The sequence below is a fragment of the Polaromonas sp. P3_B1 genome (genome assembly GCF_056402935.1).
In genome coordinates this window covers 1-25844 of record NZ_JBFUGK010000016.1, presented here as the reverse complement: position 1 = coordinate 25844, position 25844 = coordinate 1, and the positions used below count along the sequence as shown (strand labels likewise).

At 64.0% G+C, this 25844-nt stretch carries 21 protein-coding genes and 4 tRNA genes; 6 read left to right on the top strand and 19 right to left on the bottom strand.

Translation table 11 applies throughout. From position 1 onward, the window contains the following. Positions 1-10 precede the first annotated feature (10 nt). A complete protein-coding gene (locus AC1DXS_RS11170) occupies positions 11-1291 on the bottom strand; it encodes an efflux RND transporter periplasmic adaptor subunit (RefSeq protein WP_477737575.1) in 1281 nt (426 codons plus the stop codon). A 183-nt stretch (positions 1292-1474) separates the two neighbouring features. Here AC1DXS_RS11170 and AC1DXS_RS11165 point away from each other — a divergent pair, with 183 nt between their 5' ends. After that, positions 1475-2158, top strand: a complete 684-nt coding sequence (locus AC1DXS_RS11165) for a TetR family transcriptional regulator (protein WP_477737574.1) — start codon at positions 1475-1477, stop codon at positions 2156-2158. On the opposite strand, the gene AC1DXS_RS11160 is transcribed toward AC1DXS_RS11165, so the two are convergent. The 11 genes from AC1DXS_RS11160 to AC1DXS_RS11110 all read right to left on the bottom strand — a co-directional run bounded on the left by AC1DXS_RS11160 (position 2155) and on the right by AC1DXS_RS11110 (position 14217). Beyond that, positions 2155-2787: a DUF6806 family protein gene (locus AC1DXS_RS11160; RefSeq protein WP_477737573.1), complete on the bottom strand. Its 633-nt coding sequence runs from the start codon at positions 2785-2787 to the stop codon at positions 2155-2157. The genes AC1DXS_RS11165 and AC1DXS_RS11160 overlap by 4 nt on opposite strands. A 61-nt stretch (positions 2788-2848) precedes the next feature. After that, positions 2849-2941, bottom strand: a tRNA-Leu gene (locus AC1DXS_RS11155). Between the two features lie 103 nt (positions 2942-3044). After that, positions 3045-3118: transfer RNA gene (locus AC1DXS_RS11150), tRNA-Cys, on the bottom strand. 97 nt (positions 3119-3215) lie between these two features. Next, positions 3216-3291: transfer RNA gene (locus tag AC1DXS_RS11145), tRNA-Gly, on the bottom strand. A 70-nt stretch (positions 3292-3361) separates the two neighbouring features. After that, positions 3362-5791 (bottom strand): endopeptidase La, encoded by a 2430-nt coding sequence (gene lon / locus AC1DXS_RS11140; protein WP_477737572.1) that lies wholly within the window; start codon positions 5789-5791, stop codon positions 3362-3364. A 115-nt stretch (positions 5792-5906) separates the two neighbouring features. Continuing rightward, positions 5907-7172, bottom strand: coding sequence for an ATP-dependent Clp protease ATP-binding subunit ClpX (gene clpX / locus AC1DXS_RS11135; RefSeq protein WP_477737571.1), 1266 nt, complete (start codon positions 7170-7172; stop codon positions 5907-5909). A gap of 160 nt (positions 7173-7332) precedes the next feature. Next, entirely contained in the window at positions 7333-7989 is a 657-nt protein-coding gene (clpP, locus tag AC1DXS_RS11130; protein WP_305790672.1) for an ATP-dependent Clp endopeptidase proteolytic subunit ClpP, read from the bottom strand. A 174-nt stretch (positions 7990-8163) separates the two neighbouring features. Next, a complete protein-coding gene (gene tig / locus AC1DXS_RS11125; RefSeq protein WP_477737570.1) occupies positions 8164-9474 on the bottom strand; it encodes a trigger factor in 1311 nt (436 codons plus the stop codon). Between the two features lie 125 nt (positions 9475-9599). Next, a tRNA-Leu gene (locus tag AC1DXS_RS11120) sits at positions 9600-9686 on the bottom strand. A gap of 117 nt (positions 9687-9803) precedes the next feature. Continuing rightward, positions 9804-13049 carry an efflux RND transporter permease subunit gene (locus AC1DXS_RS11115; RefSeq protein WP_477737569.1) on the bottom strand — a complete coding sequence of 1082 codons (3246 nt, stop codon included), beginning with the start codon at positions 13047-13049 and terminating at the stop codon, positions 9804-9806. 7 nt (positions 13050-13056) lie between these two features. Further along, complete coding sequence (locus AC1DXS_RS11110) at positions 13057-14217, bottom strand: efflux RND transporter periplasmic adaptor subunit (RefSeq protein WP_477737568.1); 1161 nt, start codon at positions 14215-14217, stop codon at positions 13057-13059. Between the two features lie 121 nt (positions 14218-14338). On the opposite strand from AC1DXS_RS11110, the gene hpnC reads away from it, so the two are divergent. From hpnC to hpnE, 3 genes are read left to right on the top strand one after another with little or no spacing between them, the layout of a single operon-like run. Beyond that, positions 14339-15202, top strand: a complete 864-nt coding sequence (gene hpnC / locus AC1DXS_RS11105) for a squalene synthase HpnC (RefSeq protein ID WP_477737567.1) — start codon at positions 14339-14341, stop codon at positions 15200-15202. Between the two features lie 41 nt (positions 15203-15243). Continuing rightward, a complete protein-coding gene (gene hpnD / locus AC1DXS_RS11100) occupies positions 15244-16086 on the top strand; it encodes a presqualene diphosphate synthase HpnD (protein ID WP_477737566.1) in 843 nt (280 codons plus the stop codon). Then, the gene (hpnE, locus tag AC1DXS_RS11095) at positions 16087-17367 is read left to right on the top strand and encodes a hydroxysqualene dehydroxylase HpnE (RefSeq protein ID WP_477737565.1); all 1281 of its coding nucleotides are present in this window, start codon (positions 16087-16089) and stop codon (positions 17365-17367) included. A gap of 10 nt (positions 17368-17377) precedes the next feature. On the opposite strand, the gene AC1DXS_RS11090 is transcribed toward hpnE, so the two are convergent. Both AC1DXS_RS11090 and AC1DXS_RS11085 read right to left on the bottom strand, forming a co-directional pair. After that, positions 17378-18010, bottom strand: coding sequence for a glutathione S-transferase family protein (locus AC1DXS_RS11090; protein WP_477737564.1), 633 nt, complete (start codon positions 18008-18010; stop codon positions 17378-17380). 37 nt (positions 18011-18047) lie between these two features. After that, entirely contained in the window at positions 18048-18743 is a 696-nt protein-coding gene (locus AC1DXS_RS11085; RefSeq protein ID WP_477737563.1) for an HAD family hydrolase, read from the bottom strand. A 33-nt stretch (positions 18744-18776) separates the two neighbouring features. Between AC1DXS_RS11085 and hemH the strand changes: the two genes are divergently transcribed. Beyond that, positions 18777-19919, top strand: coding sequence for a ferrochelatase (hemH, locus tag AC1DXS_RS11080; protein WP_477737562.1), 1143 nt, complete (start codon positions 18777-18779; stop codon positions 19917-19919). Positions 19920-19943: 24 nt separating this feature from the next. On the opposite strand, the gene AC1DXS_RS11075 is transcribed toward hemH, so the two are convergent. The 5 genes from AC1DXS_RS11075 to AC1DXS_RS11055 form a co-directional block, all read right to left on the bottom strand. Next, positions 19944-20921, bottom strand: a complete 978-nt coding sequence (locus AC1DXS_RS11075; RefSeq protein WP_477737561.1) for a Bug family tripartite tricarboxylate transporter substrate binding protein — start codon at positions 20919-20921, stop codon at positions 19944-19946. 149 nt (positions 20922-21070) lie between these two features. Further along, positions 21071-22096, bottom strand: a complete 1026-nt coding sequence (locus AC1DXS_RS11070) for a tripartite tricarboxylate transporter substrate binding protein (RefSeq protein ID WP_477737560.1) — start codon at positions 22094-22096, stop codon at positions 21071-21073. A gap of 24 nt (positions 22097-22120) precedes the next feature. Then, positions 22121-23623 carry a tripartite tricarboxylate transporter permease gene (locus AC1DXS_RS11065; RefSeq protein ID WP_477737559.1) on the bottom strand — a complete coding sequence of 501 codons (1503 nt, stop codon included), beginning with the start codon at positions 23621-23623 and terminating at the stop codon, positions 22121-22123. A 1-nt stretch (position 23624) separates the two neighbouring features. Continuing rightward, complete coding sequence (locus tag AC1DXS_RS11060) at positions 23625-24149, bottom strand: tripartite tricarboxylate transporter TctB family protein (protein WP_477737558.1); 525 nt, start codon at positions 24147-24149, stop codon at positions 23625-23627. 148 nt (positions 24150-24297) lie between these two features. After that, positions 24298-25257, bottom strand: a complete 960-nt coding sequence (locus tag AC1DXS_RS11055; RefSeq protein ID WP_477737557.1) for a Bug family tripartite tricarboxylate transporter substrate binding protein — start codon at positions 25255-25257, stop codon at positions 24298-24300. A gap of 122 nt (positions 25258-25379) precedes the next feature. Here AC1DXS_RS11055 and AC1DXS_RS11050 point away from each other — a divergent pair. Next, positions 25380-25844, top strand: a 465-nt coding sequence (locus AC1DXS_RS11050) for a response regulator transcription factor (protein ID WP_477737643.1), incomplete at its 3' end; no start/stop codon positions are given.

The following is a 25844-nucleotide window of genomic DNA, read 5'->3' as shown; positions in this document are numbered from 1 at the left end:
CTGGGGCTCCTTACTTCGCTGCCGCGGAAGCGGCGGAAGCGGCGGGTGTCGCGGCGGATGCTGCCGATGCCGGCGCCCCCGGAGCGGATGCCGCGCCGGCGGCGGGCTTGGCGCCGGGCGCCTGCCACGGCACGGGCTTGACCGTGGCGCCGGGCTGCAGTTTCTGGAAGCCGTCGACCATGACCTGCTCGCCGGTCTTCAGGCCGTCCAGCACCACCCACTGGTTGCCCTGGGCCGAGCCGATCTTGATGGGGCGCGGGCTGACTTTGCCGTCGGCCCCCACCACCATGACCGAGTCACCCTGCGCGGTGCGCGTGACGGCCTGCTGCGGCAGGGTGATGGCATTGCTGACCTGCGCCTGCTCCAGGCGCACGCGTACATAAAGGCCCGGCAGCAGCTGGCCACCCGGGTTGGGGACCTCGGCGCGCAGAGTCACCTGCCCGGTCGTGGCGTCCACCGTCAGGTCGGAAAACAGCAGGCGGCCGGGACGCGCGTATTCAGTACCGTCTTCAAGCACGATGCGCACACTGGCGGCTTCGGCGCCGCTGGCGCGCTTGAACTGGCCGCTGTCCATCGCGGCGCGCAACTTCATGATCTCGGGCGCCGATTGCGTGAAGTTCACGTACATGGGGTTGATTTGCTGGATCACCGCGAGTTGTGTGGCCTCGCCCTGCCCCACCAATGCGCCCTCGGTCACCAGCGCGCGACCAATGCGGCCCGAGATGGGCGCCGTCACTGAGGCGTAGCCCAGGTTGATGCTGGCGGTCTGCACGCTGGCCTTGCCCACAGCCACGTCGGCTTCGGCCTGTTTCTGCGCGGCCACGGCATTGGCGTATTCCTGCTTGCTGACGGCATTGGCCTCCACCAACGGCTTGTAGCGTTCGGCCAGCGCGGCGGCTTGCGCAAGGTTGGCTTCGGCGCGAGCCTGGCTGGCCTTGGCGCTGGCGGCTGCGGCGGCATAAGGCGCCGCATCGATGCTGAACAGCTGCTGGCCTGCCTTGACGTCGCTACCTTCACGGAACAGCCGCTTTTGCAGGATGCCCGCGGCACGCGCCCGGACTTCCGCTACGCGCGATGCCTCCAGGCGGCCGGGCAGCTCGGTGATCAGGCCCACATCGCCCTGGGTCACCGTCACCACACCGACTTCCGCGGGAGGCGGCGCACCACCGGGAGCACCGGAGCCTTTGCCGCATCCGGCAAGAAGCAAAGCCAATGCAGCGGCTGCGGCAAGAGGCTGGTATTTCAGAAATGAGGGGAGTACAAATGAATGGGCAACGCGAGACTTGGGCATGCTATTCCTCGGATTTTTTGGGAAAAAAGCGCAAAGCAGAAGGCGTAGACGGCACGAAGCGCGGACCTCCGCTGGCCGAAAACGAAAAGAATAAGGGTTTTTGCGAGTGTTATAGTTTACATACATTTGTGAATGTATAACAACAATCCAGAAATTTACATTGGATTCACCTCGGAGGCAGTCATGGCCCGTCGAACAAAAGAAGAGGCTTTAGCCACTCGCCACAAGCTGCTGGATGCGGCGGAGCACCTGTTTCAGGCGCAGGGGGTATCGCGCACCAGCCTGCAGGACATTGCCAGGCGTGCCGGCGCCACTCGCGGCGCGGTTTACTGGCATTTCAAGGACAAGGCAGATTTGTTCAACGCGATGATGGAGCGCGTCACGCTGCCCATGGAAGAGTCCTTTCACCATGAAAACGAAGCACAGGAATCCCCGAGCGAAACCGGCCTCAACGCGATAGACCGGATACGACTGTCCACCGTCAATGCCCTGCGGCACATCGTGACCGACACGCAGACCCGCCGGGTCTTTGAGGTCGCGACCCAGAAGGTGGAGTACGTGGAGGAACTGCAGGCCGTCCGGCTGCGCCACCTCACGGTGCGCAACGGCTTTGTGGAACGCATCCAGCAAAGCATGGAAACCGCCGCGAGCCAGATGAAGCTCAGCTTGCCGGTGCCTGCGTCAGTGGGTGCGCAGGGCCTTCATGCCCTGATCGATGGGCTGATACAGAACTGGCTGTTGGATCCGCAGGCTTTTGACCTGCTGGAGGTTGGCAAATGCGCGGTTGACGTGTATTTGCGTGGTTTGGGCTTTCCCGGAGAGCCGCAGAGCGCCATAGCCCCCTGCGGCGTGCCCGGGCCCGTCTAGTGCAGATGCCGGGGCTTGCGCCCGCCGCCATGGCCTGAGCCGCCCTGCGGCCCGCCCATTCCGCGTGGCGGCTTGCCGAGCTGCATGGAGTTGACCAGGGCGTCAAAACGCTGCTCGAACAACCTGTCGACTGCCGCGACGACTTCGCCGAGTTCGGATCCGTCGAAGTGGCGCTCCATCAGGCCAATCATGTCCTGCACCAGCAAGTCGCGCTGGACCTGCATGATGGCGGCCGGGGTCGGACCGACAAAGTACATCGCAAAGTCGTCACGCGCCTCTTCGTCCTCGTCGCCCTCTTCCTCGTCGAAGTCGGAATCGTAGAAGGTCACTTCAATCGGGGCGCCCGCTTCGGCGAGGTCGTTGAGCCCCATGCACATCTCGTCGAGCGCCTGGCGGAAATCCTCATCACCCGGCACGGTCCAGCACATCTGCAACAGGTGCTTGTGCACGTCAAAGCGGATGCCCGGTTCTTCCTCGTAGGCGCTCGCGGCGGCTGCGGCCAGGGATTTGGAGCCCGTGTACTTCCACAGCGGTTTCAGGGCCTCCTGCAGCTGCTCAAAAGTAACTTCCACACGCAAAGGCACTTCGCCGTGCACGTGGATCTCAAAAGGTGTGTTGTAACGGGACATGATGGAATTTATCTTACCCAGTTTTCGAAGGCGCGCCCGGCGCATGGGTGCCATTGTGGTGTGGTGCCTGAGACCGGAATCGAACCGGTACGCCCGCTATTCACGAAGCGGCGGATTTTAAGTCCGCTGTGTCTACCTATTTCACCACTCAGGCTCAAACGCTTTGTTCAAGGCGCCGTGCAACCATGCAGCACAGCGCCTTGCAAGCTATTGTCAAACAAAAAAGCCCCATGGCTGGGGCTGATTGCGGGGCTTGATGGAGGCGCGGCCCGGAGTCGAACCGGGCTAGCCGGATTTGCAATCCGGTACATAACCGCTTTGTTACCGCGCCGTATTCTTTCTGCCACCGGCTTCGGCACTATGGCCTCGCCGATTATTCATAAACCCCAATGAAAAAGGACAGCATTTTGAAGTGCTGCCCTTTAAATTGGAGCGGGAGAAGAGTCTCGAACTCTCGACCTCAACCTTGGCAAGGTTGCGCTCTACCAACTGAGCTACTCCCGCGATAACAGCCTCAAATTATAGCGTAGTTTTTCGGCTTTTCCAAACTGTCCGAAAAAACTTTGCGAAAGACTTAATGTTTGACCGTGCCCGCGGCTTCCGCCGGCGCAGCCGCCGGGGCCGATGCAGCGACAGCGGCTTCTTCGTCGGTCAGGGGAACGGGCTGGCGCTCAAGCGCGACCTGCAGCACCTGGTCTATCCATTTCACCGGCACGATCTCCAGGCCGCTTTTGACGTTGTCGGGAATCTCCTGCAGGTCCTTGGCGTTTTCTTCAGGGATCAAGACGGTCTTGATGCCACCGCGCAAAGCCGCCAGCAATTTTTCCTTGAGGCCGCCGATCGCGGTGACTTCGCCGCGCAGCGTGATTTCGCCCGTCATGGCCACATCGCCGCGCACAGGAATGCCGGTCAATGCCGAGACAAAAGCCGTCGTCATCGCAGCGCCGGCGCTCGGGCCGTCCTTGGGCGTCGCGCCGTCGGGCACGTGGATGTGGATGTCGCGCTTTTCGAACATTTCATCCTTGATACCCAGCATCTTGGCGCGGCTACGCACCACGGTGCGCGCGGCCTCCACAGATTCCTTCATCACGTCGCCGAGCGAACCCGTGCGCGTGATCACGCCTTTGCCGGGCATGATGGCGGCCTCGATGGTCAGCAGGTCGCCGCCGACTTCGGTCCATGCCAGGCCCACGACCTGGCCGACCTGGTTTTGCTGCTCAGCACGGCCGTAGTTGTACTTGCGCACGCCCAGGAACTCGTTGAGGTTGTCCGGCGTGACGACGACCTTGGGCTCCATCTTCTTGAGCTGGATGGCCTTGATGACCTTGCGGCAGATCTTGGAAAGTTCGCGCTCCAGCGAACGCACGCCGGCTTCGCGCGTGTAGTAGCGCACGATGTCGCGCACCGCCTGCTCCTGCACTTCAAGCTCGCCTTCCTTCACGCCGTTGTTCTTGACCTGCTTGGGCAGCAGGTAACGCATGGCGATGCTGGTTTTTTCGTCCTCGGTATAGCCGGACAGGCGGATGACTTCCATGCGGTCCAGCAGGGCCGGCGGAATATTCATCGAGTTCGAGGTAGCCACGAACATCACGTCGCTCAGGTCGAAGTCGACCTCCACGTAGTGGTCGCCGAAGGTGTGGTTCTGTTCCGGGTCCAGCACTTCCAGCAAGGCGCTGGAAGGATCACCGCGGAAATCGGTGCCCAGCTTGTCGATTTCGTCGAGCAGGAACAGCGGGTTGCGCGTCCCGGCCTTGGTCAGGCTTTGCAGCACCTTGCCCGGCAAAGCGCCGATGTAGGTGCGGCGATGGCCCCGGATCTCCGCCTCGTCGCGCATGCCGCCCAGGGCCATGCGTACATACTTGCGGCCGGTTGCCTTGGCGATCGACTGGCCCAGCGAGGTCTTGCCCACGCCGGGAGGGCCCACGAGGCACAGGATGGGCGCCTTGAGCTTGTCCACGCGCTGCTGTACCGCGAGGTATTCAACGATGCGGTCCTTGACTTTCTCAAGCCCGTAGTGGTCTTCGTTGAGTACGTTCTCGGCGTTGCCCAGGTCGTGCTTGATCTTGGTCTTCTTGCTCCAGGGCAGGCCGGTCAGCACGTCGATGTAGGTGCGCACCACGGTCGCCTCGGCGGACATGGGCGACATCAGCTTGAGCTTCTTGAGCTCGCTCTCGGCCTTCTTGCGGGCTTCCTGTGGCATCTTGGCTGACTTGATCTTCTTCTCGATCTCTTCGATGTCGGCGCCCTCTTCGCCTTCGCCCAGTTCCTTCTGGATGGCCTTGACCTGCTCGTTGAGGTAGAAGTCGCGCTGGTTCTTTTCCATCTGGCGCTTTACGCGGCCGCGGATTTTCTTGTCGACATTGAGGATGTCGACTTCGCGCTCGAGCTGCTCGTAGAGGTTTTCAAGCCGCGCCTTGACGTTGGCCAGGTCCAGGATGACCTGCTTGGCGTCAAGCTTGAGCGGCAGGTGTGCGGCGATCGTGTCGGCCAGGCGGCCGGCGTCGTCAATGCTGGAGATCGAGGTCAGGATCTCGGGCGGGATTTTTTTGTTCAGTTTGACGTAGTGGTCGAACTGCTGCATCACGGCGCGGCGCAAGGCCTCGATTTCGCTGGTCTTGTCGCCGGCGATCACGGCGACCGTCTCGACCGGCGTGACGTTGGCGGTGAAATGCTGTTCGCCCTCTTCAATCTTGTTGACGCTGGCGCGCTGCTGGCCCTCCACCAGCACCTTCACGGTGCCGTCGGGCAGCTTGAGCAGTTGCAGGATGGTGGCCACGCAGCCGACTTCGAACATGTCCTCGACCGAGGGCTCGTCCTTGGCGGCGGCTTTTTGCGCCACGAGCATGATGCGGCGCTCGGCCTCCATGGCCGACTCCAGCGCCTTGATGCTCTTGGGACGGCCCACGAAGAGCGGGATCACCATGTGCGGAAAGACCACCACATCCCGCAAGGGCAGGAGGGGCAGGTCGATGGGGGTGGAAGGCAATGAAGTTTGTCCGGACATATAAACCTTAAACGTTGGCCGTGGCAGCCAGTTGCATGGCCCGGCGAAACACAATCAACCCAGACATGGGGCGCGAGAGGCGCTTTTCAAGCATTCCTGCCAGCCTTTGTGGTGCTCAGGCTTTCTTGGCCGTTTCCCGGTACACCAACAAGGGGGCTTTGTTTTCTTCGATTGTGGACTCGTCCACGACAACCTTGTCGACATTGCTGGCATTGGGCAGGTCGAACATGGTGTCGATCAGCGACTGCTCCAGGATGGAACGCAGGCCGCGCGCGCCAGTCTTGCGGGCCAGGGCCTTGCGCGCGATAGCCTTGAGTGCTGAAGGGCGAATCTCGAGGTCGACACCTTCCATGGACAGCAGCTTGCTGAACTGCTTGACGACGGCGTTTTTCGGCTCGGTCAGGATTTGCACCAGCGCGTCTTCGCTGAGCTCGGCCAGCGTGGCAACCACCGGCATGCGGCCGACCAGCTCGGGGATCAGGCCGAACTTGATCAGGTCTTCCGGCTCGACTTCCTTGAAGGCTTCGGTCAGGGTGCGAGACTGCTTGCTTTTGACGGTTGCGCCAAAGCCCATGCCCGAAGCTTCCGTGCGGTTTTCGATGACCTTTTCAAGGCCGGCGAAAGCGCCGCCGCAGATAAACAGGATGTTGGTGGTGTCCACCTGCAGAAAATCCTGGTTCGGATGCTTGCGGCCACCCTGAGGCGGCACCGAGGCCATGGTGCCTTCAATCAGCTTGAGCAACGCCTGCTGCACGCCCTCGCCAGACACGTCGCGGGTGATGGATGGGTTATCGGACTTGCGCGAGATCTTGTCAATTTCGTCGATATAGACGATGCCCTGCTGGGCCCGTTCGACCTCGTAGTTGCAGCTCTGCAGCAACTTCTGGATGATGTTTTCGACGTCCTCGCCCACATAGCCGGCTTCGGTCAGCGTGGTGGCGTCGGCCATCACGAAGGGCACGTTGAGCGTGCGCGCCAGCGTCTGGGCCAACAGCGTTTTGCCCGAGCCGGTGGGGCCGATCAGCAAGATGTTGCTCTTGGTCAGCTCCACGTCGTCTTTTTTGGCCTTTTCCTTGTGGCGCAACCGCTTGTAGTGGTTGTAGACGGCCACCGCCAGCGTGCGCTTGGCCGGCTCCTGGCCGATCACATAACCATCGAGCGTGCTCTTGATTTCCAGGGGAGTAGGCAGGTCGGTTCGGGTCTCGCGGACATCATCGCCGGCGGGAAGTTCGTCGCGAATGATCTCGTTGCAGAGATCGATGCATTCGTCGCAAATGAATACCGAGGGGCCAGCGATCAGTTTTTTGACTTCGTGCTGACTTTTACCGCAAAAAGAGCAGTGCAAAGTCTTTTCGCTGGAGGAGCCTTTTTTCTCGGCCATTGGTGGGGATGCCTTTAAGGTGCCTGGAGGGAACTGTTACCTAATGATAACCAATAAAAAAACGGCGTTTCTGTTACAGAAAACGCCGTTGCTGGGGAGCAACTTGCCGGGGTCGGGGGCCGTTTTAGCCGGCCTTGCCGTCCGGATTGCCCGGATGACTTTAAGGCCGCTTGGCGATAACCTGGTCGACGAGTCCGTATTCCTTGGCCTCATCCGCGAACATGAAGTAGTCCCGTTCGGTATCGCGTTCGATCTTTTCAACCGGCTGACCGCAGTTGGCCGCCATGATTCGGTTGAGCTGGTCGCGCGTCTTGAGGATGTCGCGGGCGTGGATTTCGATATCCGTCGCCTGGCCCTGGGCGCCGCCCGAGGGTTGGTGAATCATCACGCGCGAATTCGGCAGCGAAAAGCGCTTGCCCTTGGTGCCCGCCGACAGCAGGAAAGCGCCCATGCTGGCCGCCATGCCCACGCAGAGCGTGGAAACGTCGGGCTTGATGAACTGCATGGTGTCGTAGATCGCCATGCCGGCCGTGACGGAGCCGCCGGGCGAGTTGATATAGAAGGAAATGTCCTTGTCCGGGTTTTCGCTTTCCAGGAACAGGAGCTGGGCCACCACCAGGTTGGCGGTCTGGTCGTTGACCGGGCCCACCAGGAAGATCACGCGCTCCTTGAGCAGGCGTGAATAAATGTCGTAGGAGCGCTCGCCGCGGCCGGACTGCTCGATGACCATGGGCACCATGCCCAGGCCTTGCGCATCCTGGGCGCCGGCTTGCGGGCCGGTATAGGCGCCGCCGTAAATACTGTTTCGGACCATCATGTTTTCTCCAGAGATGTTTGTACTGTACCCAAAAATTCCACCAGGGAACTCGGCGAGGGGTGGTAGGCCGGCAGCGGGCTCGTGGGCGCCCAATGCCGTAGCTCAAAGAAATTGGGGCCTGTGCCGCAAAGCACAAGCCCCAATGTCAGGAAAGCCAGGAAAGACGCTGAAGAATCAGTTCTGACCCATCAGGTCGTCGAAGGAGATGGCTTTTTCGGTAACCTTGGCCTTGCCCAGCACGAAGTCGGTGACGTTGTTTTCGATCACAACTGCCTCGACTTCAGCCATGCGGCGGTTGTCGCTCAGGTACCAACGCACCACGTCTTGCGGCTTCTCGTAGCTGGCGGCCAGCTCTTCGATGTGGGCCTTGAGTTGATCAGGCTTGGCCTGCAGGTCGTTGCTGCGCACCAGTTCGGCCACCACCAGGCCCAGGCGTACGCGCTTTTCGGCTTGGGGGCGGAAGATTTCTTCGGGAATCGGGGCCTTGTCGGCGTCCTTGATGCCGCGCTGCTTCAGGTCGGCGCGGGCGCCTTCGATCATGCGGTCCAGTTCAGCCTGCACGCTGGACTTGGGCAGGTCGAGTTCGGCGTTGGCGACCAGCGCGTCCATCACGGCGTTCTTGTTGCGGGCCAGCAGGCGGAACTTGACTTCGCGCTCAAGGTTTTTCTTGATGTCGGCGCGCAGGCCTTCAACCGTCGCGTCGGCGATGCCCAGGGACTTGGCCAAAGCTTCGTTGACTTCAGGCAGGTGGGCGGCTTCGATCTTCTTGACGGTCACGAGGAAGTCGGCCTGCTTGCCGGCCACGTCCTTGCCGTGGTAGTCGGCCGGGAAGTTCAGCGGGAAAGTCTTGCTTTCGCCGGTCTTCATGCCGCGCACGGCATCTTCGAATTCCTTGAGCATCTGGCCGTCGCCGATCAGGAACTGGTAGTCCTCGGCCTTGCCGCCGGCAAAGGGTTCGCCGTCGATCTTGCCTTCAAAGTCGATGGTGGCACGGTCGCCGTCCTGCGCGGGCGCGTCGGCTGCGCGCTGGGCGAAGGTGCGGCGCTGCTTGCGCAGGATGTCCAGGGTTTTGTCGATGGCCGCGTCGCTGACTTCGGCGCTGACTTTTTCGACCTGGGCGTTCGACAGGTCGGCGATCTTGACTTCGGGATAGACCTCAAACACCGCGTCGAACACGAGTTCGCCTTCAGGGGCGCCCTCTTTTTCGCTGATGCGGGGCTGGCCGGCGACGCGCAGCTTGGCTTCGTTGGCGGCCACGGCGAAGGCTTCACCGACCTTGTCGTTCATGACTTCGTAGTGCACCGAGTAGCCGTAGCGCTGGGCCACGACGTTCATGGGGACCTTGCCGGGACGGAAGCCGTCCATCTTGACCGTGCGGGCCAGGCGCTTGAGGCGGGTGTCAACTTCCGACTGGATGGTGTTGACGGGCAGCGTGAGCGTCATCTTGCGCTCGAGCTTTTCAAGGGTTTCAACAGTCACGGCCATGATGGTCTTCCTAAGATCGAAATAAGATCAAAAATAATCAAAACAGGTTTGCACCTGACGTGTCGCGGGTTTTCCGCAACGCCTGAGCGCATGGGCGCAAAAATTGCCGCCCGCAAGCCTCAGGGTGGTGCGCGGGGGGGGACTCGAACCCCCACACCATTGCTGGCGTCAGGACCTAAACCTGGTGCGTCTACCAATTTCGCCACCCGCGCGCCGGAAATAAAAACGGGAATCCGAAAAACCTCCGAATCCCCGCTTGAAATCGGTCAACTCTCTATTTTAGCCGGAACGCGCCCGGTTTTTGCGCCAGGGCGATCCGCCTCAGAGAATCAGGCCGGCAATGGCGTTTCAACCGCTTGTGGCTTGGCGTGCTGTCCATCTTCGCGTTTGACCCTGAACCATGCGGCATACATCGCCGGCAAGGCCAACAAAGTCAGCACCGTCGCCACGATCAGGCCGCCCATGATGGCGACCGCCATCGGCCCCCAGAACACGCTGCGCGACAGCGGGATCATGGCCAGCACGGCCGCGGCGGCCGTCAGCACGATGGGCCTGAGCCGGCGCACGGCCGATTCGACAATCGCGTCCCAGGTCGGAACGCCGCGGGAGCGGTCCTGCTCGATCTGGTCGATCAGGATCACCGAGTTGCGGATGATCATGCCGAACAGCGCGATCACGCCCAGCAGCGCGACGAAGCCGAAGGGCCGGTTCAGCACCAGCAGCGCCCCGGCCACCCCCGCGATACCCATGAAGCCCGTCACAAAGGCGAGGATAGACCGGCTGAAGCTGTGCAGTTGCAGCATCAGCAGGGTGAGCACGATAAACAGCGCGACCGGCAGCCCCGCAACGATGGACGAGGAGCCCTTGCTGCTTTCCTCCACCGCGCCGGCCACCTGGATCCGGTAGCCCGCCATGCCCTTGTCCAGCCACTTCGCTTCCAGCGCCTTGAGCTTGGGCATCAGTTCCTGGGTGACGGTGGCGCCCTGCATGCCTTCGACGATGTCGCTCTGCACCGTGATGGCGTAGTCGCGGTTTTCGCGCCACATCACGCCGGGCTCCCAGGTGAACACCGGCTTGGCGATCTGCGTGAGCGGAATCGCTTTGCCCGACGCCGTGGGCAGGTAGGCGTTGCCGATGTCGGTGATCGCGTTGCGCTCATCCAGCGGCTGGCGCAGCACGATGTCGATCAGCTTGTCGCCTTCGCGGAACTGGCCCACGGTCGTGCCGGCCAGGATGGTGCGCGAGGACTGGGCAATCGACTGGCTGGTCACGCCCAGCGCGCGCGCCTTGGCCTGGTCCACCTCAAGGCGCAGCACCTTCACCGACTCGTTCCAGTTGTCGTTCACGCCTCGCGTGTTGGCGCTTTCGCGCATCACCGCCTTGACCTCGTCGGCGCGCTCGCGCAATACCAGCGGGTCTATGCCCACCACGCGGAACTGCACCGGGTAAGGCACGGGCGGGCCGTTGGGCAGCAGCTTGACGCGGCCGCGCACTTCGGGGAATTCGGTAGCCAGCAGGGCCGGCAGCTTGATGCGCAGCGACTCGCGCACCTTCAGGTCCTTGGGCAGCACGATCATCTGCGAGACGTTGGTCTGCGGGAAAACCTGGTCCAGCGGCAGGTAAAAACGCGGAACGCCCGAGCCCACCCAGGTGCTGACCGAGCTCACGCCCTCTTCCCGCATCAGGCGCTGCTCCACGCGTTTGGCGGTGGCCTCGTTGGCGGCAAAAGAGGTGCCTTCGGGGAACCAGATATCGACCATGATCTCGGGCCGGCTGGAGTCGGGGAAGAACTGCTGCTGCACCTTGCCCATGCCCACGATACCCAGCACGAAGATCAGCACCGTGGCGCCTATGGTGAGCCAACGGTGCTCCACGCACCAGTCCACTGTCTTGCGGAAGTTGCTGTAGAACGGGCTGTCGAACATCTCGTGCGGGCTGTCCTGGCCGGCCGCCACTTCCTGCACGTGCGGCGGCACTTTGAGCAGCAGCGTGCCCAGGTAGGGCACGAAATACACCGAGACGATCCAGCTCAGCACCAGCGCAACCACCGTCACCGCGAAAATCGCGAAGGTGTATTCACCGGTGGTGGACTTGGCCAGGCCGATAGGCAAAAAGCCCGTGGCGGTGATCAGCGTGCCCGTCAGCATGGGCATGGCGGTGATCTCATAGGCAAAGGTGGCGGCGCGCACCTTGTCGTAGCCCTCCTCCATCTTGCGCACCATCATCTCCACGGCAATGATGGCATCGTCCACCAGCAGGCCCAGCGCGATGATCAGCGAGCCCAGCGAAATCTTGTGCAGGCCTATGCCGTAGTACCACATGGCCAGGAAGGTCAAACTCAGCACCAGTGGAATAGTGATGCCCACCACCAGGCCGGGCCGCATGTCGATGTAATAGCGCTTCCACAGCGGCAACTGGCCGGGGCCGTTGTGTTGCCGCTTGTGAAAACCCAGGCTGATGAAGCTCACCGCGAGCACAATCACCACGGCCTCGATCAGCACGCGCACAAATTCGTTGACCGAGGTGGCCACCGCCTTGGGCTGGTTTTGCACGTTCACCAGCTTGACGCCGGCCGGCAGGGTTTTGTCGATGCGCGCCGACAGCGCCGTGAGCGACTTGCCCAGCGCGATGATGTCGCCGCCCTTGGCCATGGAGACACCCAGCGCGATCACTTCCTTGCCCTGGTGGTGCACCTTGACGGAAGGCGGATCCACATAGCCGCGCTTGATTTCGGCAATGTCGCCCAGCTGCAGCTGGCCGCCCGAGCTGCCGCGTATCGGCATGGCGCGCAGCTGCTCTATCACTTCAAACTGGCCCGCCACGCGCACTTGCACCACGTCCAGCGGCGTCTGCACCGCCCCTGCCGCTTCCACGGCGTTTTGCTGGCCGAGCTGGGCCAGCACCTGGTTCAGGTCCAGTCCCAGCTGCGCCAGGCGTTTCTGCGAGATCTCGATGAAGACTTTTTCGTCCTGCACGCCGAAAAGCTCGACCTTGCTTACGTCCGGCACGCGCAGCAGCTGTTGGCGCACGTCGTCGGCAAAAGTCTTGACTTCAGCATAGTTGAAGCCGTCGGATTCCAGCGCGTAGATCACACCGTAGACGTCGCCAAACTCGTCGTTGAAGAACGGTCCCTGGATGCCGGCCGGCAATGTGCCGCGCATGTCGCCGATTTTCTTGCGCACCGAATACCAGACGTTGGCGACCTCGGCCGGCTTGGAGGAATCCTTGATCTGGAAAATGATTTGCGACTCGCCGGGTTTGGAATAGCTGCGAATGCGGTCGGAGTACGGCGCTTCCTGCAGCGTGCGTTCGAGCTTGTCGGTGACCTGCTCGGCCACCTGCTGCGCCGTGGCGCCCGGCCAGTAGGTGCGCACCACCATGGCGCGAAAGGTGAAAGGCGGGTCCTCGTCCTGCCCGAGCTGGAAGTAGGACGCAAAGCCCAGGATCATCAGCACCAGCAACAGGTAGCGCGTGAGCGCCGGATGATCCAGCGCCCATTTTGAAAGGTTGAAGCGGGTCGAGGGTGAAGCGAGTTCGCCGGCGGGGCCCTTGCCGTCGTGGGAGTCTTGCGTCATGGCCGCCTCACTTCGCACCGGAGGCGGCGGATGCGGGTGCCGCGGCTGCCGCCATGGCATTCGGGCTGGTCTGTGCCGGCGTGGCGCCGGCCAGGGCCACACTGGGCTGGTAGAAGGTGACCTTCTGGCCCGGCGACAGCACGTGCACGCCGGCGCTCACCACCAGCATGCCGGCCTGCAGGCCCGAGGCCACGACCACATCGTTGCCGTCGGCCGTGGCGACCTGAATGATTTGCGGCTTGACCGTCATGCTGGCCTTGTCGACCACCCACACCGCCGTGGCTTTGCCTTCCTGGCGCAGCGCCGTGGTCGGCAGCTTGATCACCGGCACGCCGACGGCGCTGCCCGATTCCGGCACCACATACACCGTGGCGCCCAGCGGCGGCGGTTCCTTGGCATCGATCGAAACCTTGACGGTATAGGTGCGCGTGACCGGGTCGCTGCTGGCGGCCACTTCGCGGACCTTGCCGGCCATTTCGGTGTTTTGCGCCCAGGCGCGTATCGTCACTGCCGAGCCGGCCTTGATGCCGGCCACCTTGTCTTCGGGCACAGAGAACACCACGTCGCGCACGCCGTCGGCCGCGATGCGCACCACAGGCGCGCCGGCCGCCACGACCTGGCCGGGCTCGGCCTCGATCGCCGTCACGACACCCGACACATCGGCGACCAGCGCCGCGTAATTGGCCTGGTTGCCCTGCACCGCGAACTGCGACTGCGCCTGCTCGAGCTGCGCCTGCGCCGCCTTGAGCGTGGTTTCGCGGCGCTCGAGTTCGGCGCCGCTGATGAAGTTCTGCTCCTTGAGTTCCTTGTAGCGCTTGAAGTCGGCAGCGGCCAGGTCGCGGTTGGTGGTGGCCGCAGCCACCTGGGCGCGGGCCGAATCGGCGGCCAGCCTGAAATCCTGCGGATCCAGCTGGGCCAGTACCTGCCCGGCCTTGACGCGCTGGCCCAGCTCGGCCTGGCGTTTGATGATCTTGCCGCCTACCCGGAAACCCAGCCTGGACTCGACCTGGGCTTTGACCTCGCCCGCATATTCATGGCTGGACGAAAACGCGTTGGTCCCCACGGTGACCACCTTGACGGCGCGAACCGGCTCTTCAGGTGGGGCGGGCTTGGAACAGGCGGCCAGCAACACGGCAGCGCCCACCACGGAGAAAACGGTTTTATTCATGGTCGGATTGGTTGTAAAAACTCGGACGGCATGCAGCCAGGGAAGCTTAGGAAACTCACTACTGACTGACCGGTTAGTAATCTAGGGTAAATGCGAATACTTGTCAAGCGACAATCGCCGCATGACCCCAGGCCTCCAACAGCCCAGCGCTCCCGTTCCCCTGCAGGGGGTGTCGCATTACGAAAATTTTCCCGTCGCCTCGCTGCTGTGCCCGCCGCGGCTGCGCCCGCCCATCGCGGCGATTTACTGGTTTGCCCGCACGGCCGACGACATCGCCGATGAGGGCGTTGCCTCGCCGCAGGCCCGCCTGGACGACCTGGCCGCCTACCGCGCCGACCTGATGGCGACCGCCACCGGCCTGCCGCCCTCGCCGCGCTGGGCGCCGGTCTTCGAGCAATTGCGCCCACAACTGGCCCGGTTTGAACTCCCCGTGAATCTGCTGGCCGACCTGCTGAGCGCCTTTGAGCAGGACGCGGTCAAGCAGCGCTATGCCGACGAAGCTGAACTGCTGGACTACTGCAAGCGCTCGGCCAACCCCGTAGGCCGGCTGCTGCTGCATCTCTACGGCCTGCGGGAAGATGCCTCACTGCGGATGAGCGACGACATCTGCACGGCGCTGCAGCTGATCAATTTTTGGCAGGACCTCGGCGTGGACATCCCGCGCGGCCGCATCTACCTGCCCGCCGACTCCTGGGCCCGCCATGGCGTCGATGAAGCGCAGCTGTTGGCGCTGCGCGTCAACCCCTCCACCACGGGGTTGATTGCCGACCATGTGCGCTCCGCCCGCGCCATGATGCTGAGGGGTGCCCCCCTGTGCAAAAAGATTCCCGGGCGCGGCGGCTGGGAGCTGCGCCTGGTGGTGCAAGGCGGCCTGCGCATCCTCGACAAGATAGAAACGCAGGGCTTCAACACCTTGCAGCAGCGCCCCAGGCTCAAGCCCTGGGACTTGCTGGTGATGGGCTGGCGTGCCTTGTTCATGCGCTGATCCTGTCAATGTCTGCAGGCATCCCATGTGACAATTGCCGCATGACGCCTGAGCAGTATGTCCAGCAGAAAGCCGCCGCATCCGGCAGCAGTTTTTATTACGCCTTCCTGTTTTTGCCCAAAGAACGGCGCGCCGCCATCACGGCCTTTTATGCGTTTTGCCGCGAGATCGACGATGTGGTCGATGAAGTCACAGACCCCGGCGTGGCCCGCACCAAGCTGGCCTGGTGGCAAAGCGAAGTCCTGAAGTCCTATGCCGGCGAGCCGACGCATCCGGTGATGAAAGCGCTGATGCCGCTGGCCGCCACCTACCGCATCGAGGCCCGCCACCTGCAAGCCGTGATTGAGGGCTGCCAGATGGACCTGGAACAAAACCGCTACCTCGATTTCCCCGGCCTCAAGCAGTACTGCCATCTGGTGGCCGGCATCGTGGGTGAAGTGGCGGCGAGGATTTTCGGCCAGGCCGATGAAGCTACTACGGCCTACGCCCACAAGCTCGGCCTGGCATTCCAGCTCACCAACATCATTCGCGACGTAGGCGAAGACGCCATGCGCGGCCGCATCTACCTGCCTGTCAACGAGCTGCAGCAGTTCGACGTGAAGGCGCACGAGATTCTCAAGCGCCAGTATTCCGACCGCTTCAGCGCGCTCATGAAATTCCAGACCGAGCGCGCCCTCGCGCTTTACGACGAAGCGCTGGCCATGCTGCCCGAAACCGACCGCCGCGCGCAAAAACCCGGCCTCATGATGGCCAGCATCTACCGCACGCTGCTGCGCGAAATCGCACGCGACGGCTACCAGGTGCTGCACCAGCGTGTCAGCCTCACGCCTCTTCGAAAATTCTGGCTGGCCTGGAAAACACAAGCCTTCGGGCGAGTTGTATAGATGAGAGTCGCCGTCATAGGGGCGGGCTGGGCTGGCTGTGCCGCTGCCATCGAAGCCTCGCGCCTGGGCTACCAGGCCACGCTGTTTGAAACCACCCGCATCGCGGGCGGGCGCGCGCGCCGTGTGGGAGCTACCGTGCGGGGTGAGCCGGTCGCGCTGGACAACGGCCAGCACATCCTGATAGGCGCGTATGCCGAAACGCTGCGCCTGATGAAGGACCTGGGTGTGGACGCCGATGCCGTGTTGCTCCGGATGCCGCTGACCTTGCAGTTTCCCGACGGCGGCGGCCTGAAACTACCGCAGTTGCCCGCCCCGCTTGATGCGCTGGCCGGCATCGTCATGGCGCGCGAGTGGCCGCTGGGCGACAAGCTCTCCATGCTCAAGGTTGCGATCGGCTGGCAGCTCAAGAAATTCCAGTGCGCACCCGGTGAGTCGGTCGCGGACCTCTGCCGGGGTCTGGCACCCGGCGCCATGGCCGCCTTGATCGAACCCCTGTGCGTCTCGGCGCTCAACACACCCGCCGAACGCGCCAGCGGCCAGGTGTTCCTGCGCGTGATGCGCGACGCGCTGTTTTCAGAAACCGGCGGCTCCAACTTGCTGCTGCCTCGCACCGACCTCAGCGCCCTGCTGCCCGACGCGGCACTGGCCTGGCTCACCGCGCAGGGCAATGCGCCGCAACTGGGCGCGCGCGTGCAGGCCATCGCGCCTCTCGGCTCGGGCTGGGTCGTGAGCACCGAGACCAGCGCGGCCTTCGACTGCGTGGTGCTGGCCTGCCCGCCGCAGGAGGCCGCGCGGCTGGTAGAGGGCAGCGGCGTCGCCGCGGAGGAATGGCTGGCGCGGGCGCACGGCCTGCAGCACGAGGCCTTGACGACCGTCTATGCCTGGGCTTCGGATGCGCGCCTGCCGCTGCCCATGCTGGCCTTGCCCTCGAATGCTGCGGAGCCGGCCCAATTCGTGTTTGATCGCGGGCAACTGGGCGGCCCGGCCGGGCTGCTGGCCTTTGTGATCAGCGCCAGCACCGGCGACAGCGCCACGCTGACCGCACAGGTTCTGGCGCAGGCGAAATCGCAACTCTGGCATCTGGGGCTGGGCGCCATGCAGGCCGTGCAGACCATTGTGGAAAAACGCGCCACCTTCGCCTGCACACCTGGCTTGTTGCGCCCCGGCGCCGAGGTCGCGCCTGGCCTGTATGCCTGCGGCGACTACATCGCCGGGCCCTACCCCGCCACGCTGGAAGGCGCTGTGCGCTCAGGGCTGGAGGCCGCCCGGCATCTTCATTGAGCGAGCGCGCTCAAGCGCTCTTGGCCATCAACCGCACCGTGCGGTACGCCGGCCGCGACAGGCAGCGCTGCAGCCATTCATCGACGCGAGGGCATTCGGCCATCAGGTTCGCCGCGCCTTGCACCCAGGCCAGCACCGAGGCCACACAGATGTCGGCCGCGGTGAAACGCTCGCCGGCCAGGTAGGGGCGTGACTGCAAGTGTTTGTCCAGAACGCGCAGCGGCACCAGCAGGTGGCGCTCGGCATCATCGGCGAGCTGGGGCTTGCGGCGATCGGCCGGCATCAAAATGCGGTGCATCAAAAACGCCAGCGCATCCTTCTCGCATTCGGTGACCACCCAGAAGCTCCAGCGCAGGATCTCGGCTTGCTCGGCATGGTCTTGCGCGGCCAGCAAAGGTACGCCGGGCGCCTTGAAACGCTCGGCCAGGTACAGCACACAGGCCATGGACTCCCAGACCAGCACACCGTCGTCGTCCACCACGGGAATGCGGCCGTTCGGGTTGATGGCCAGGAATTCCGGCGTGCGTGTGGCGCCGCCCGTGAAAGGCAGCGGGATGTGTTCATGGGCCAGGCCCATCTCGTGGACCAGCCACAACGGGCGTGCCGCGCGCGAAGCCGCTGTTCCGTAGATTTTGAGCGTCATGAAAGCCCCTTGCGAAAAGCGCTGACGCCCAGCGGCATCAACGCGGGAACAAATCGCACAACTCGGTCAGCGTAGCCACCGTCTCATGCGGCACAGCCGGATGCGCCCACAACTGGTCGGAGCGATTGACCCACACCGTCTGCATGCCGCAATTGAGCGCGCCCAGCACGTCCAGTGTGGCATCGTCACCCACATGCAGCACCTCGCCAGGCTGCACCTCGACAGCGCCGGCGGCCGCGTGAAAGATGCGCGGGTCGGGCTTGCCCACACCGAACTGCTGGGCGCTGATGCTGGCCTTGAAATAACCGTCTATGCCTATGCGCCTGATGTCGGCATTGCCGTTGGACACTGCCACCAGCGGATAGCGGTCCGATAAAAACTCGAGCGCCAGCACCGCGTCCTCAAACAGCGTGACCCTGTTGCGCTCGGCAAAAAAGACATCAAAGGCGGGCTCGGCCAGCAGGGGATCTTCACGTGAACGGTACAGAGCCAGCCGTATCGCTTCGCGGCGTATGGCGCTGAGGTTGTACTTGAGCTCGGGCCGCGAGCGCGTCACGTGCTCGCGGATTTCATGCCGCGTGGCGGGATTGGAAAACAGCGCCGCGGTCATGGGCGCATGCTGGCTCAGCCAGTCGTCCAATGCTTTCTCGGCCCTTTCGATGGCGGGCCAGATCGGCCACAAGGTGTCATCGAGGTCTAGCGTGATGGCTTTGATGGTGGTCAGGTCAAGCATAGGAAAAGACTAAGGGATAGGCGAGAATAACCCATGTTTTTTCGCCCCCGCTTTGCTCCCGAACCTCTCTTCTCCCACGGCGCACCGCCTGTCGGACCAGCCCCTTCTTCAGCCACTGCCACCACCGCCGTCCTGCTTTGTAACCTGGGCACACCCGACGAAGCCACCGCGCCGGCGCTTCGCCGCTACCTCGCCGAATTCCTGGGCGACCCGCGCGTGGTCGAGATCCCCAAGCCGCTTTGGTGGCTGATCCTGCACGGCGTCATTCTGCGCGTGCGGCCCAAAAAGTCGGCCGCCAAGTACGCCGGCATCTGGATGAAGGAAGGCTCGCCGCTGCGGGTCTGGACACAAAAGCAGGCCATCATGCTGCAAGGGTACCTGGCGGTGCGCGGCAGTTCCGTCGAAGTGCGCTACGCCATGCGTTACGGCAACCCGTCCATCGCCTCACAGTTGAGCCAGCTCAAGGCGGACGGCATTGAGCGCGTGCTCATACTGCCGGCCTACCCGCAGTACAGCGGCACCACCACCGCCAGCGTGTTTGACGCGGTCTACCAATGGGCGGCGCGCATACGCCGCATCCCCGAACTCCGCTTCGTCAACCACTACCATGACCATGGCGGCTACATCAAGGCACTGGCTGCCCGCGTGCGCGAGCACTGGCGCACGCAGGGCCGCGGCGAACAGCTGGTCATGAGCTTTCACGGCGTGCCCGAACGCACGCTGGCGCTGGGCGACCCCTACCACTGCGAATGCCACAAGACGGCGCGCCTGCTGGCCGCCCAATTGGGACTGGAGCCCGCGCAGTACAAGGTCACCTTCCAGTCGCGCTTCGGCAAGGCCAAATGGCTGGAGCCCTACACCGAACCCACGCTGGTGGCCATGGCCCAGGCCGGCGTCAAGCGGGTCGACCTGATCTGCCCGGGCTTTACCGGCGACTGCCTGGAAACCCTGGAAGAGATCAACATGGAGGCGCGCGAAGCTTTCCTGCATGCGGGCGGCAAGGAGTTCAACTACATCCCGTGCCTCAACGACAGCCATGAATGGATTGCCGGGCTTGCCGAAATCGCGCAGCAGCACCTGGCGGGTTGGCCGGTGCAACAGGCCGACCCCGCAGAGACGGCCAAGGCCATGGCTGCTTCACGCGAAAGGGCCTTGGCCCTCGGCGCGAAAAAATAAGGCTGCGCCCGCCCCAAGCCTTGCTCAAGCCTTGAGCTTGAGCAATTGCACCATCAGTTGCGTGGTCTTCACGTCGAAGTCGATGAAGTTGCCGAGATCCGGCCCCGACATCCACGACTGCTCCCAATAGCTTTCCTTGAGCGTCTTCTTCCAGAGCTCATAGGCCAGTGAAGCCTTCACAGCCTCCACCATCTCGGCCTGGCGCGCGGCCGGCACGGCAGCGCCGGTGAACACGGCGCGCCAGTTGGTGAGGTCAACGTCCAGGCCCTGCTCGCGCACCGACTTGACGCCGTAAGCGGCTTTTTTGGAAGAGACACCGAGGGCGCGCAGCTTGCCGCTGGCCAGCTCCGCCCTGAAGGTGCCGTAGCTCGAAACGCCGGCCGCCGCCTTGCCGCCCATCACCGCATCGACCAGCTCGAAGTTGCGCGCAAACGGCAGGTAGACCGCGTCTTCCGGCTTGGCGCCGGCGGCCTTGGCCAGCAGGCCCGCGAACACATGGTCGGCGCCGCCGACCGCGCCTATGGCCATGGAGGTCTGTTTGGCGTTGCTGCGCAGGCGCTCCACCAGTTCGTTGATGGTCTTGAGCGGCGATGCGGCCGCCACCACGACCACCGGGTAATCGCTGGTCAGGCGCGCAATCGGCTTGACCTTGCTGAGGTCAACGGCCGGTTTTTGCAACGCCAGCGCGCCGACGAGGTTGCTGTCGCCCATGAACAAGGCGTTGGGGTCGGCGTTGTACTTCTGCACATACCAGGCCAGGCCCGCGGTGCCGCTGCCGCCTTCCTTGTTCTCGTACTCGATCTCGTCAGTCAGGCCCTGGCCCACCAAGGCATCGCCGAGGGCGCGGCCGGCTTCATCGAGGGCGGTGCGGGACATGGCGGGAATGACGATGCGCAGCTTGGGCGCCAGCTTGCCCTTGGGCGCGGACTGGGCCCAAAGCGGTGCGGTCACCCCGAGGCCGGCGAGTGCGCCCAGAACCGTGCGTCGTTGGATCGTCAGCATGTGGTTTACCTCCCAAGGCCATGGTAGATGGAGTTTCCAGGGCAATGGCTAGGTGTTTGATCCAGTACCCGGTCCCTTGCGTCTGAGCACTTTTCATGCCACACGCGAGGGCACAGGCACCCGGGCATTGCGCCCGGGGGGCGCGCAGTTCAGGCCTTGAGCTTGAGCAAATGCACCATGACCCGCGAGGTGGTCAGGTCGAAATCGATAAAACTCGCGAGGCTGGGACCTGAAAGCAACGAAGACTCCCAGTGGTTCTGCTTCAGCGTTTTTTGCCAGGACTCATGGCCGGTGGCGGCCTTCACGGCCTCCAGCATTTCGGCCTGGCGGGCCTCGGCCACGTTCTGGCCGGTGAACACGCCGCGCCAGTTGGCCATGTCCACGTCCACGCCCTGCTCGCGAATGGAGGGGATGCCGAATACCGTGCGCTTGGACGACACACCGATGGCGCGCAACTTGCCGCTGGCCAACTCGTCGGCAAATTCACTGTAGCCCGAAATGCCGGCTGTCGCCTTGCCGCCCAGCACGGCCTGCACGACTTCGGCGCCGCCCGCAAAGGGCAGGTACACCAGTTCTTCGGGTTTGCTGCCGGCCGCGCGGGTGAACACACCGGCAAACACGTGGTCCACACCGCCGGCGGAACCGCCCGCGATGGGAACGTCCTTGGGATTGGCGCGCATGCGCCCGGCCAGGTCGGCAATCGTGCGCACCGGCGAGTTGGCGGCGACCACCACCACAAGGTAGTCGCTGGTCAATCGCGCGATGGGGCGGATGCGGGTCATGTCGACGGCGGGTTTTTGCAGGGCCACCGCGCCCACCATCACCATGCCGCCCATCAGCAGGGTGTTGGCGTCGCCGCTGTATTTCTCGGCGTAGTACGCGAGGCCTATGGTGCCGCCCTTGCCGCCCTTGTTTTCATACTCGATCTCATCCGTCGCGCCCGCGCCCACCAGCGCCGTACCGAGGGCGCGGCCGGTCTGGTCCCAGCCGCCGCCGGCATTGGCAGGGATCACGATGCGCAGCTTGGGCGCCAGCTTGACCACCCTGGCTTTGGGCTGTGCGGCCGCCGGCGGCTTGGCCGCCGTCTGCGCCCATGCGGGGATGGCCCCGCCCCATGTCGCCAATCCCAGCCCGGCGAGTCCTCCCAGGGCGGCGCGTCGTTTGATGGTCAGCATGTCGTCTCCTTTGTCGTTGGAACCTCAGCTTGCAGTTTTGCTCCTTGTCCAGTATTTGGCAAGGCGGGGAAGTACCAGGACCGCCACCACGATCACGACCAGCGTGATCGACATGGGGCGCTGGAAGAACACCATGGCGCTGCCCTCGCCTATCGACACGGCGTTGCGCAGTTGCGCTTCCGCCAGAGGGCCCAGGATCATGCCGACCACCACGGGCGCGGTGGGGAAGTCGTACCGGCGCATCAGCACGCCCAGCAATCCAATAGCGTACAGCAGGAATAAGTCAAACGCGCTCTGGCGCATGCCGTAGGCACCCACCGTCGCGAAGATCAGGATGCCGGCGTAGAGCTGCGGCTTGGGGATTTTCAGCAGCTTGACCCACAGGCCCACCATGGGCAGGTTGAGCACCAGCAGCATGACATTGCCGATGTACAGCGAGGCGATCAGCGCCCACACCAGCGCAGCGGAGGTGGTGAACAGCTGCGGGCCTGGCTGGATGCCGTAGTTCTGGAAAGCGCCCAGCAGGATGGCCGTGGTGTTCGAGGTCGGGATGCCCAGCGTGAGCAGCGGGATCAGCGCCGCCGTCACCGTGGCGTTGTTGGCTGCCTCGGGGCCGGCCACGCCTTCGATCGCGCCCTTGCCGCCGAACTCGGCCCTGATTTCGGGGCTCGCCAGTTTCTTTTCCGTGGCGTAGCTCAGGAAGGTCGGTATCTCGGTGCCGCCGGCCGGAATGCAGCCGAAAGGCGTGCCGATCGCGGTGCCGCGCAGCCAGGCGGGAATCGAACGCTTCCAGTCGGCCTTGGTCATGTGCACGCGGCTGAGCTTGTTCTGGTCTTCCACCGTTTTGCCCTCATAGAGCACGGCATAAAGCACTTCCGCGACCGCAAACAGGCCGACGGCCACCAGCACGATTTCAATGCCGTCGAGCAGTTCCGGGATGCCGCCGGTGTAGCGGCCCTGGCCCGAGATCTGGTCCAGGCCGACGCAGCCGGCGGCCAGGCCGACCAGCAGCGCCGTCATGCCGCGCAAGGTGCTCTTGCCCAGCACGGCGCTCACCGTGGTGAAGGCCAGCAGCATCAGCAGGAAATACTCGGGCGGGCCCAGCTTGACGGCGAATTCCGCCACAAAGGGGGCGAACAGCGTGACGATGACGGTGGCGATCGTGCCCGCCACAAACGAGCCTATCGCCGCCGTGGCCAGCGCGGCGCCGGCGCGTCCGCTCTTGGCCATCTTGTTGCCCTCCATGGCCGTGACCATGCTGGCGGTTTCGCCGGGCGTGTTCAGCAGGATGGAGGTGGTAGAGCCGCCGTACATCGCGCCGTAGTAGATGCCCGAGAAGAAAATCATCGAGGCGGTGATGTCGACCTTGGCGGTGATGGGCAGCAGCATGGCCACCGCCACCGCCGGGCCTATGCCGGGCAGCACGCCCACGGCCGTGCCCAGGGCGCAGCCCACCAGGCACCAGATCAGGTTGACCGGCGTGATCGCCGTGGCGAAACCCGCCATCAGGGCATTGAAGATGTCCATGTCAGATCCACCCCGTGTTCGTCAGGCCCGGCAGGTTGATCGCCAGGAATTTGGTGAACATCCAGAACACCGGCGCGGAGATCAGCAGACCCACCACAAAATCGGTGACCCAGGTGCGCGGCGCATTGACACCCGCCTGGCCGCTTGCGCGGCGCAGGCCTTGCACCGCCAGCAGGTAGCACAGCGTGCAGCTCAGGATGAAGCCAATGGTGGTGATCAGCGCCGCATTGAGCAGCAGCCCCGCCGAGACCCAGACAAAACCGGGCCAGTAAGCTTGCGTGGCGCCGGAGGGAGGATCCAGTTCGCGAAAACCGCCGCTGCGCGCTTCCCAGATGATCCAGGCGCCGCAGACCGTGAGGCCGACGGAGACCAGCCAGGGCAGGAAGTTGGGGCCGACACCGCCGTAGCCGGCCTCGGACGAGATGCTGATCGCGCCGAAGGCCAGCGCCAGGCCGGTCAGCAGCACGCCGGCGCCGACCAGGGTTTGCGGCCAGACGGCTGAGGGATCCGAAGTTGTTGTTGTCATCGTTATAGTTCCCGAAAGACGTGGGACGGACGTGGACAGTCTGGCGGCACGCCGCCCTTTCGTCAAATTTTCATCAAATCTGAACCCGGGACGGCGTGGCGCCCTTGCACACTCACATGCCTGCTTGCACGCGCGAAGGCGTGAAGCGTCAGACCATGCCGGACTTGACCATGGTGGCGCGCAGGGCGGCGAAGTCGTCGTCGACGAACTTGGCGAAAGCATCGCCCGACAGCACGGCAGGCGTCCAGTCGTTCTTCTTGACGGCCTCGGCCCAGGCCGGGGACTTCAGTGCCGCCAGCACCAGGTCGGTCAGCGCCTTGCGCTGCTCGGCGGTGATGCCGGGGGCGCCGTAAACGCCGCGCCAGTTGCCGATTTCGACGTCTATGCCCTGCTCCTTGAGCGTGGGAACGTCCACACCGGGCAGGCGCTTGCCGGAGGTCACGGCGATGGCGCGCATCTTGCCGGCCTTGATGTACTCGGCGAACTCGCTGTAGCCGCTGCCGCCCACCGTGACGTTGCCGCCCAGGATGGCCGCCGTGGCCTCACCGCCGCCGCGGAAGGCGACATAGTTGATCTTGGAAGGATCGGCACCGACCTTTTGCGCGATCATGGCCGCGGCGATGTGCTCGGTGGAGCCGCGCGAACCGCCGCCCCACTTCACGCTGCCGGGGTCCTTCTTGAGCTGGTCGACCACGTCCTTCATGGTCTTGAAGGGCGAATTGGCGGGCAGCACGAACACGTTGTATTCGCTTGAGAGGCGCGCGATCGGCGTGGCCTGCGACAGGCTCACCGGCGGCTTGCCGGTGATCAGGCCGCCCAGCATCACGGCGCCCATCACCATCAGCGCGTTGGGGTCGCCCTTGGAGCCGTTGACGAACTGGGCCAGGCCCAACGCGCCGGCGGCGCCACCCTTGTTGTCGTAGGTGACGGTGTCGGCCACTTTGGAGTCGGTCATGGCCTTGCCCAGGGCGCGGCCCGTGGTGTCCCAGCCGCCGCCCGGGTTGGCGGGAATCAACATCTTGATGTTGGAAGCTGCGGAGGCCGACAGCGGCAAGGCACCGGTTGCGGCCAGGGCCGCCAGGGATTTCAGAAAGGTATCGCGACGCATGTGAATGTCTCCTTTGGATGGGCGCCCGAGGCGCCCGGATGGCTGATAACCCGCCTATCATGCACCCCCTGGCTGTCAAACGGCTGTCCGGCATCACTGGGGAAAGTGCTAATGTCCTGCCCATGATGCCCACGGTGATGTCCACGGTCAAACTGCTGCTGGTGGAGGATGACGCCTCCATGCAGGCGGCGCTGCAGCGCGCGCTGGGCCGGCGCGGCATGGAGGTTGTCGGCTGCACCGACGGGCGGCAGGCCCTGGCGCAGTGGAAGGCCACGCAGCCTGACGTGGTGGTGCTGGACCTGACCCTGCCCGGCCTGGACGGCCTGCAGGTGCTGGCGCAGGCGCGCGGCCAGGGCCTGACAACCCCCGTGCTGATCCTCACGGCCCGCGGCACCGTGGGCGACCGCATCGTCGGCCTGAACACCGGCGCCGACGACTACCTGCCCAAACCCTTCGACCTGGACGAACTCGAGGCGCGGCTGCGCGCCCTGAGCCGCCGGCGCCCCGCTGCCGGCTCCGAGCCCATCCCCGCATCGCAGTTCGTGGGCCACCTGCGTTACGACAAGGAGAGCGGCGCCATCTACCAC

Bases quoted from the DNA above. Each gene is read 5' to 3' on its own strand.
- AC1DXS_RS11170 (WP_477737575.1), bottom strand. From the start codon at position 1,291: ATGCCCAAGTCTCGCGTTGCCCATTCATTTGTACTCCCCTCATTTCTG.
- AC1DXS_RS11165 (WP_477737574.1), top strand. From the start codon at position 1,475: ATGGCCCGTCGAACAAAAGAAGAGGCTTTAGCCACTCGCCACAAGCTG.
- AC1DXS_RS11160 (WP_477737573.1), bottom strand. From the start codon at position 2,787: ATGTCCCGTTACAACACACCTTTTGAGATCCACGTGCACGGCGAAGTG.
- lon (WP_477737572.1), bottom strand. From the start codon at position 5,791: ATGTCCGGACAAACTTCATTGCCTTCCACCCCCATCGACCTGCCCCTC.
- clpX (WP_477737571.1), bottom strand. From the start codon at position 7,172: ATGGCCGAGAAAAAAGGCTCCTCCAGCGAAAAGACTTTGCACTGCTCT.
- clpP (WP_305790672.1), bottom strand. From the start codon at position 7,989: ATGATGGTCCGAAACAGTATTTACGGCGGCGCCTATACCGGCCCGCAA.
- tig (WP_477737570.1), bottom strand. From the start codon at position 9,474: ATGGCCGTGACTGTTGAAACCCTTGAAAAGCTCGAGCGCAAGATGACG.
- AC1DXS_RS11115 (WP_477737569.1), bottom strand. From the start codon at position 13,049: ATGACGCAAGACTCCCACGACGGCAAGGGCCCCGCCGGCGAACTCGCT.
- AC1DXS_RS11110 (WP_477737568.1), bottom strand. From the start codon at position 14,217: ATGAATAAAACCGTTTTCTCCGTGGTGGGCGCTGCCGTGTTGCTGGCC.
- hpnC (WP_477737567.1), top strand. From the start codon at position 14,339: ATGACCCCAGGCCTCCAACAGCCCAGCGCTCCCGTTCCCCTGCAGGGG.
- hpnD (WP_477737566.1), top strand. From the start codon at position 15,244: ATGACGCCTGAGCAGTATGTCCAGCAGAAAGCCGCCGCATCCGGCAGC.
- hpnE (WP_477737565.1), top strand. From the start codon at position 16,087: ATGAGAGTCGCCGTCATAGGGGCGGGCTGGGCTGGCTGTGCCGCTGCC.
- AC1DXS_RS11090 (WP_477737564.1), bottom strand. From the start codon at position 18,010: ATGACGCTCAAAATCTACGGAACAGCGGCTTCGCGCGCGGCACGCCCG.
- AC1DXS_RS11085 (WP_477737563.1), bottom strand. From the start codon at position 18,743: ATGCTTGACCTGACCACCATCAAAGCCATCACGCTAGACCTCGATGAC.
- hemH (WP_477737562.1), top strand. From the start codon at position 18,777: ATGTTTTTTCGCCCCCGCTTTGCTCCCGAACCTCTCTTCTCCCACGGC.
- AC1DXS_RS11075 (WP_477737561.1), bottom strand. From the start codon at position 20,921: ATGCTGACGATCCAACGACGCACGGTTCTGGGCGCACTCGCCGGCCTC.
- AC1DXS_RS11070 (WP_477737560.1), bottom strand. From the start codon at position 22,096: ATGCTGACCATCAAACGACGCGCCGCCCTGGGAGGACTCGCCGGGCTG.
- AC1DXS_RS11065 (WP_477737559.1), bottom strand. From the start codon at position 23,623: ATGGACATCTTCAATGCCCTGATGGCGGGTTTCGCCACGGCGATCACG.
- AC1DXS_RS11060 (WP_477737558.1), bottom strand. From the start codon at position 24,149: ATGACAACAACAACTTCGGATCCCTCAGCCGTCTGGCCGCAAACCCTG.
- AC1DXS_RS11055 (WP_477737557.1), bottom strand. From the start codon at position 25,257: ATGCGTCGCGATACCTTTCTGAAATCCCTGGCGGCCCTGGCCGCAACC.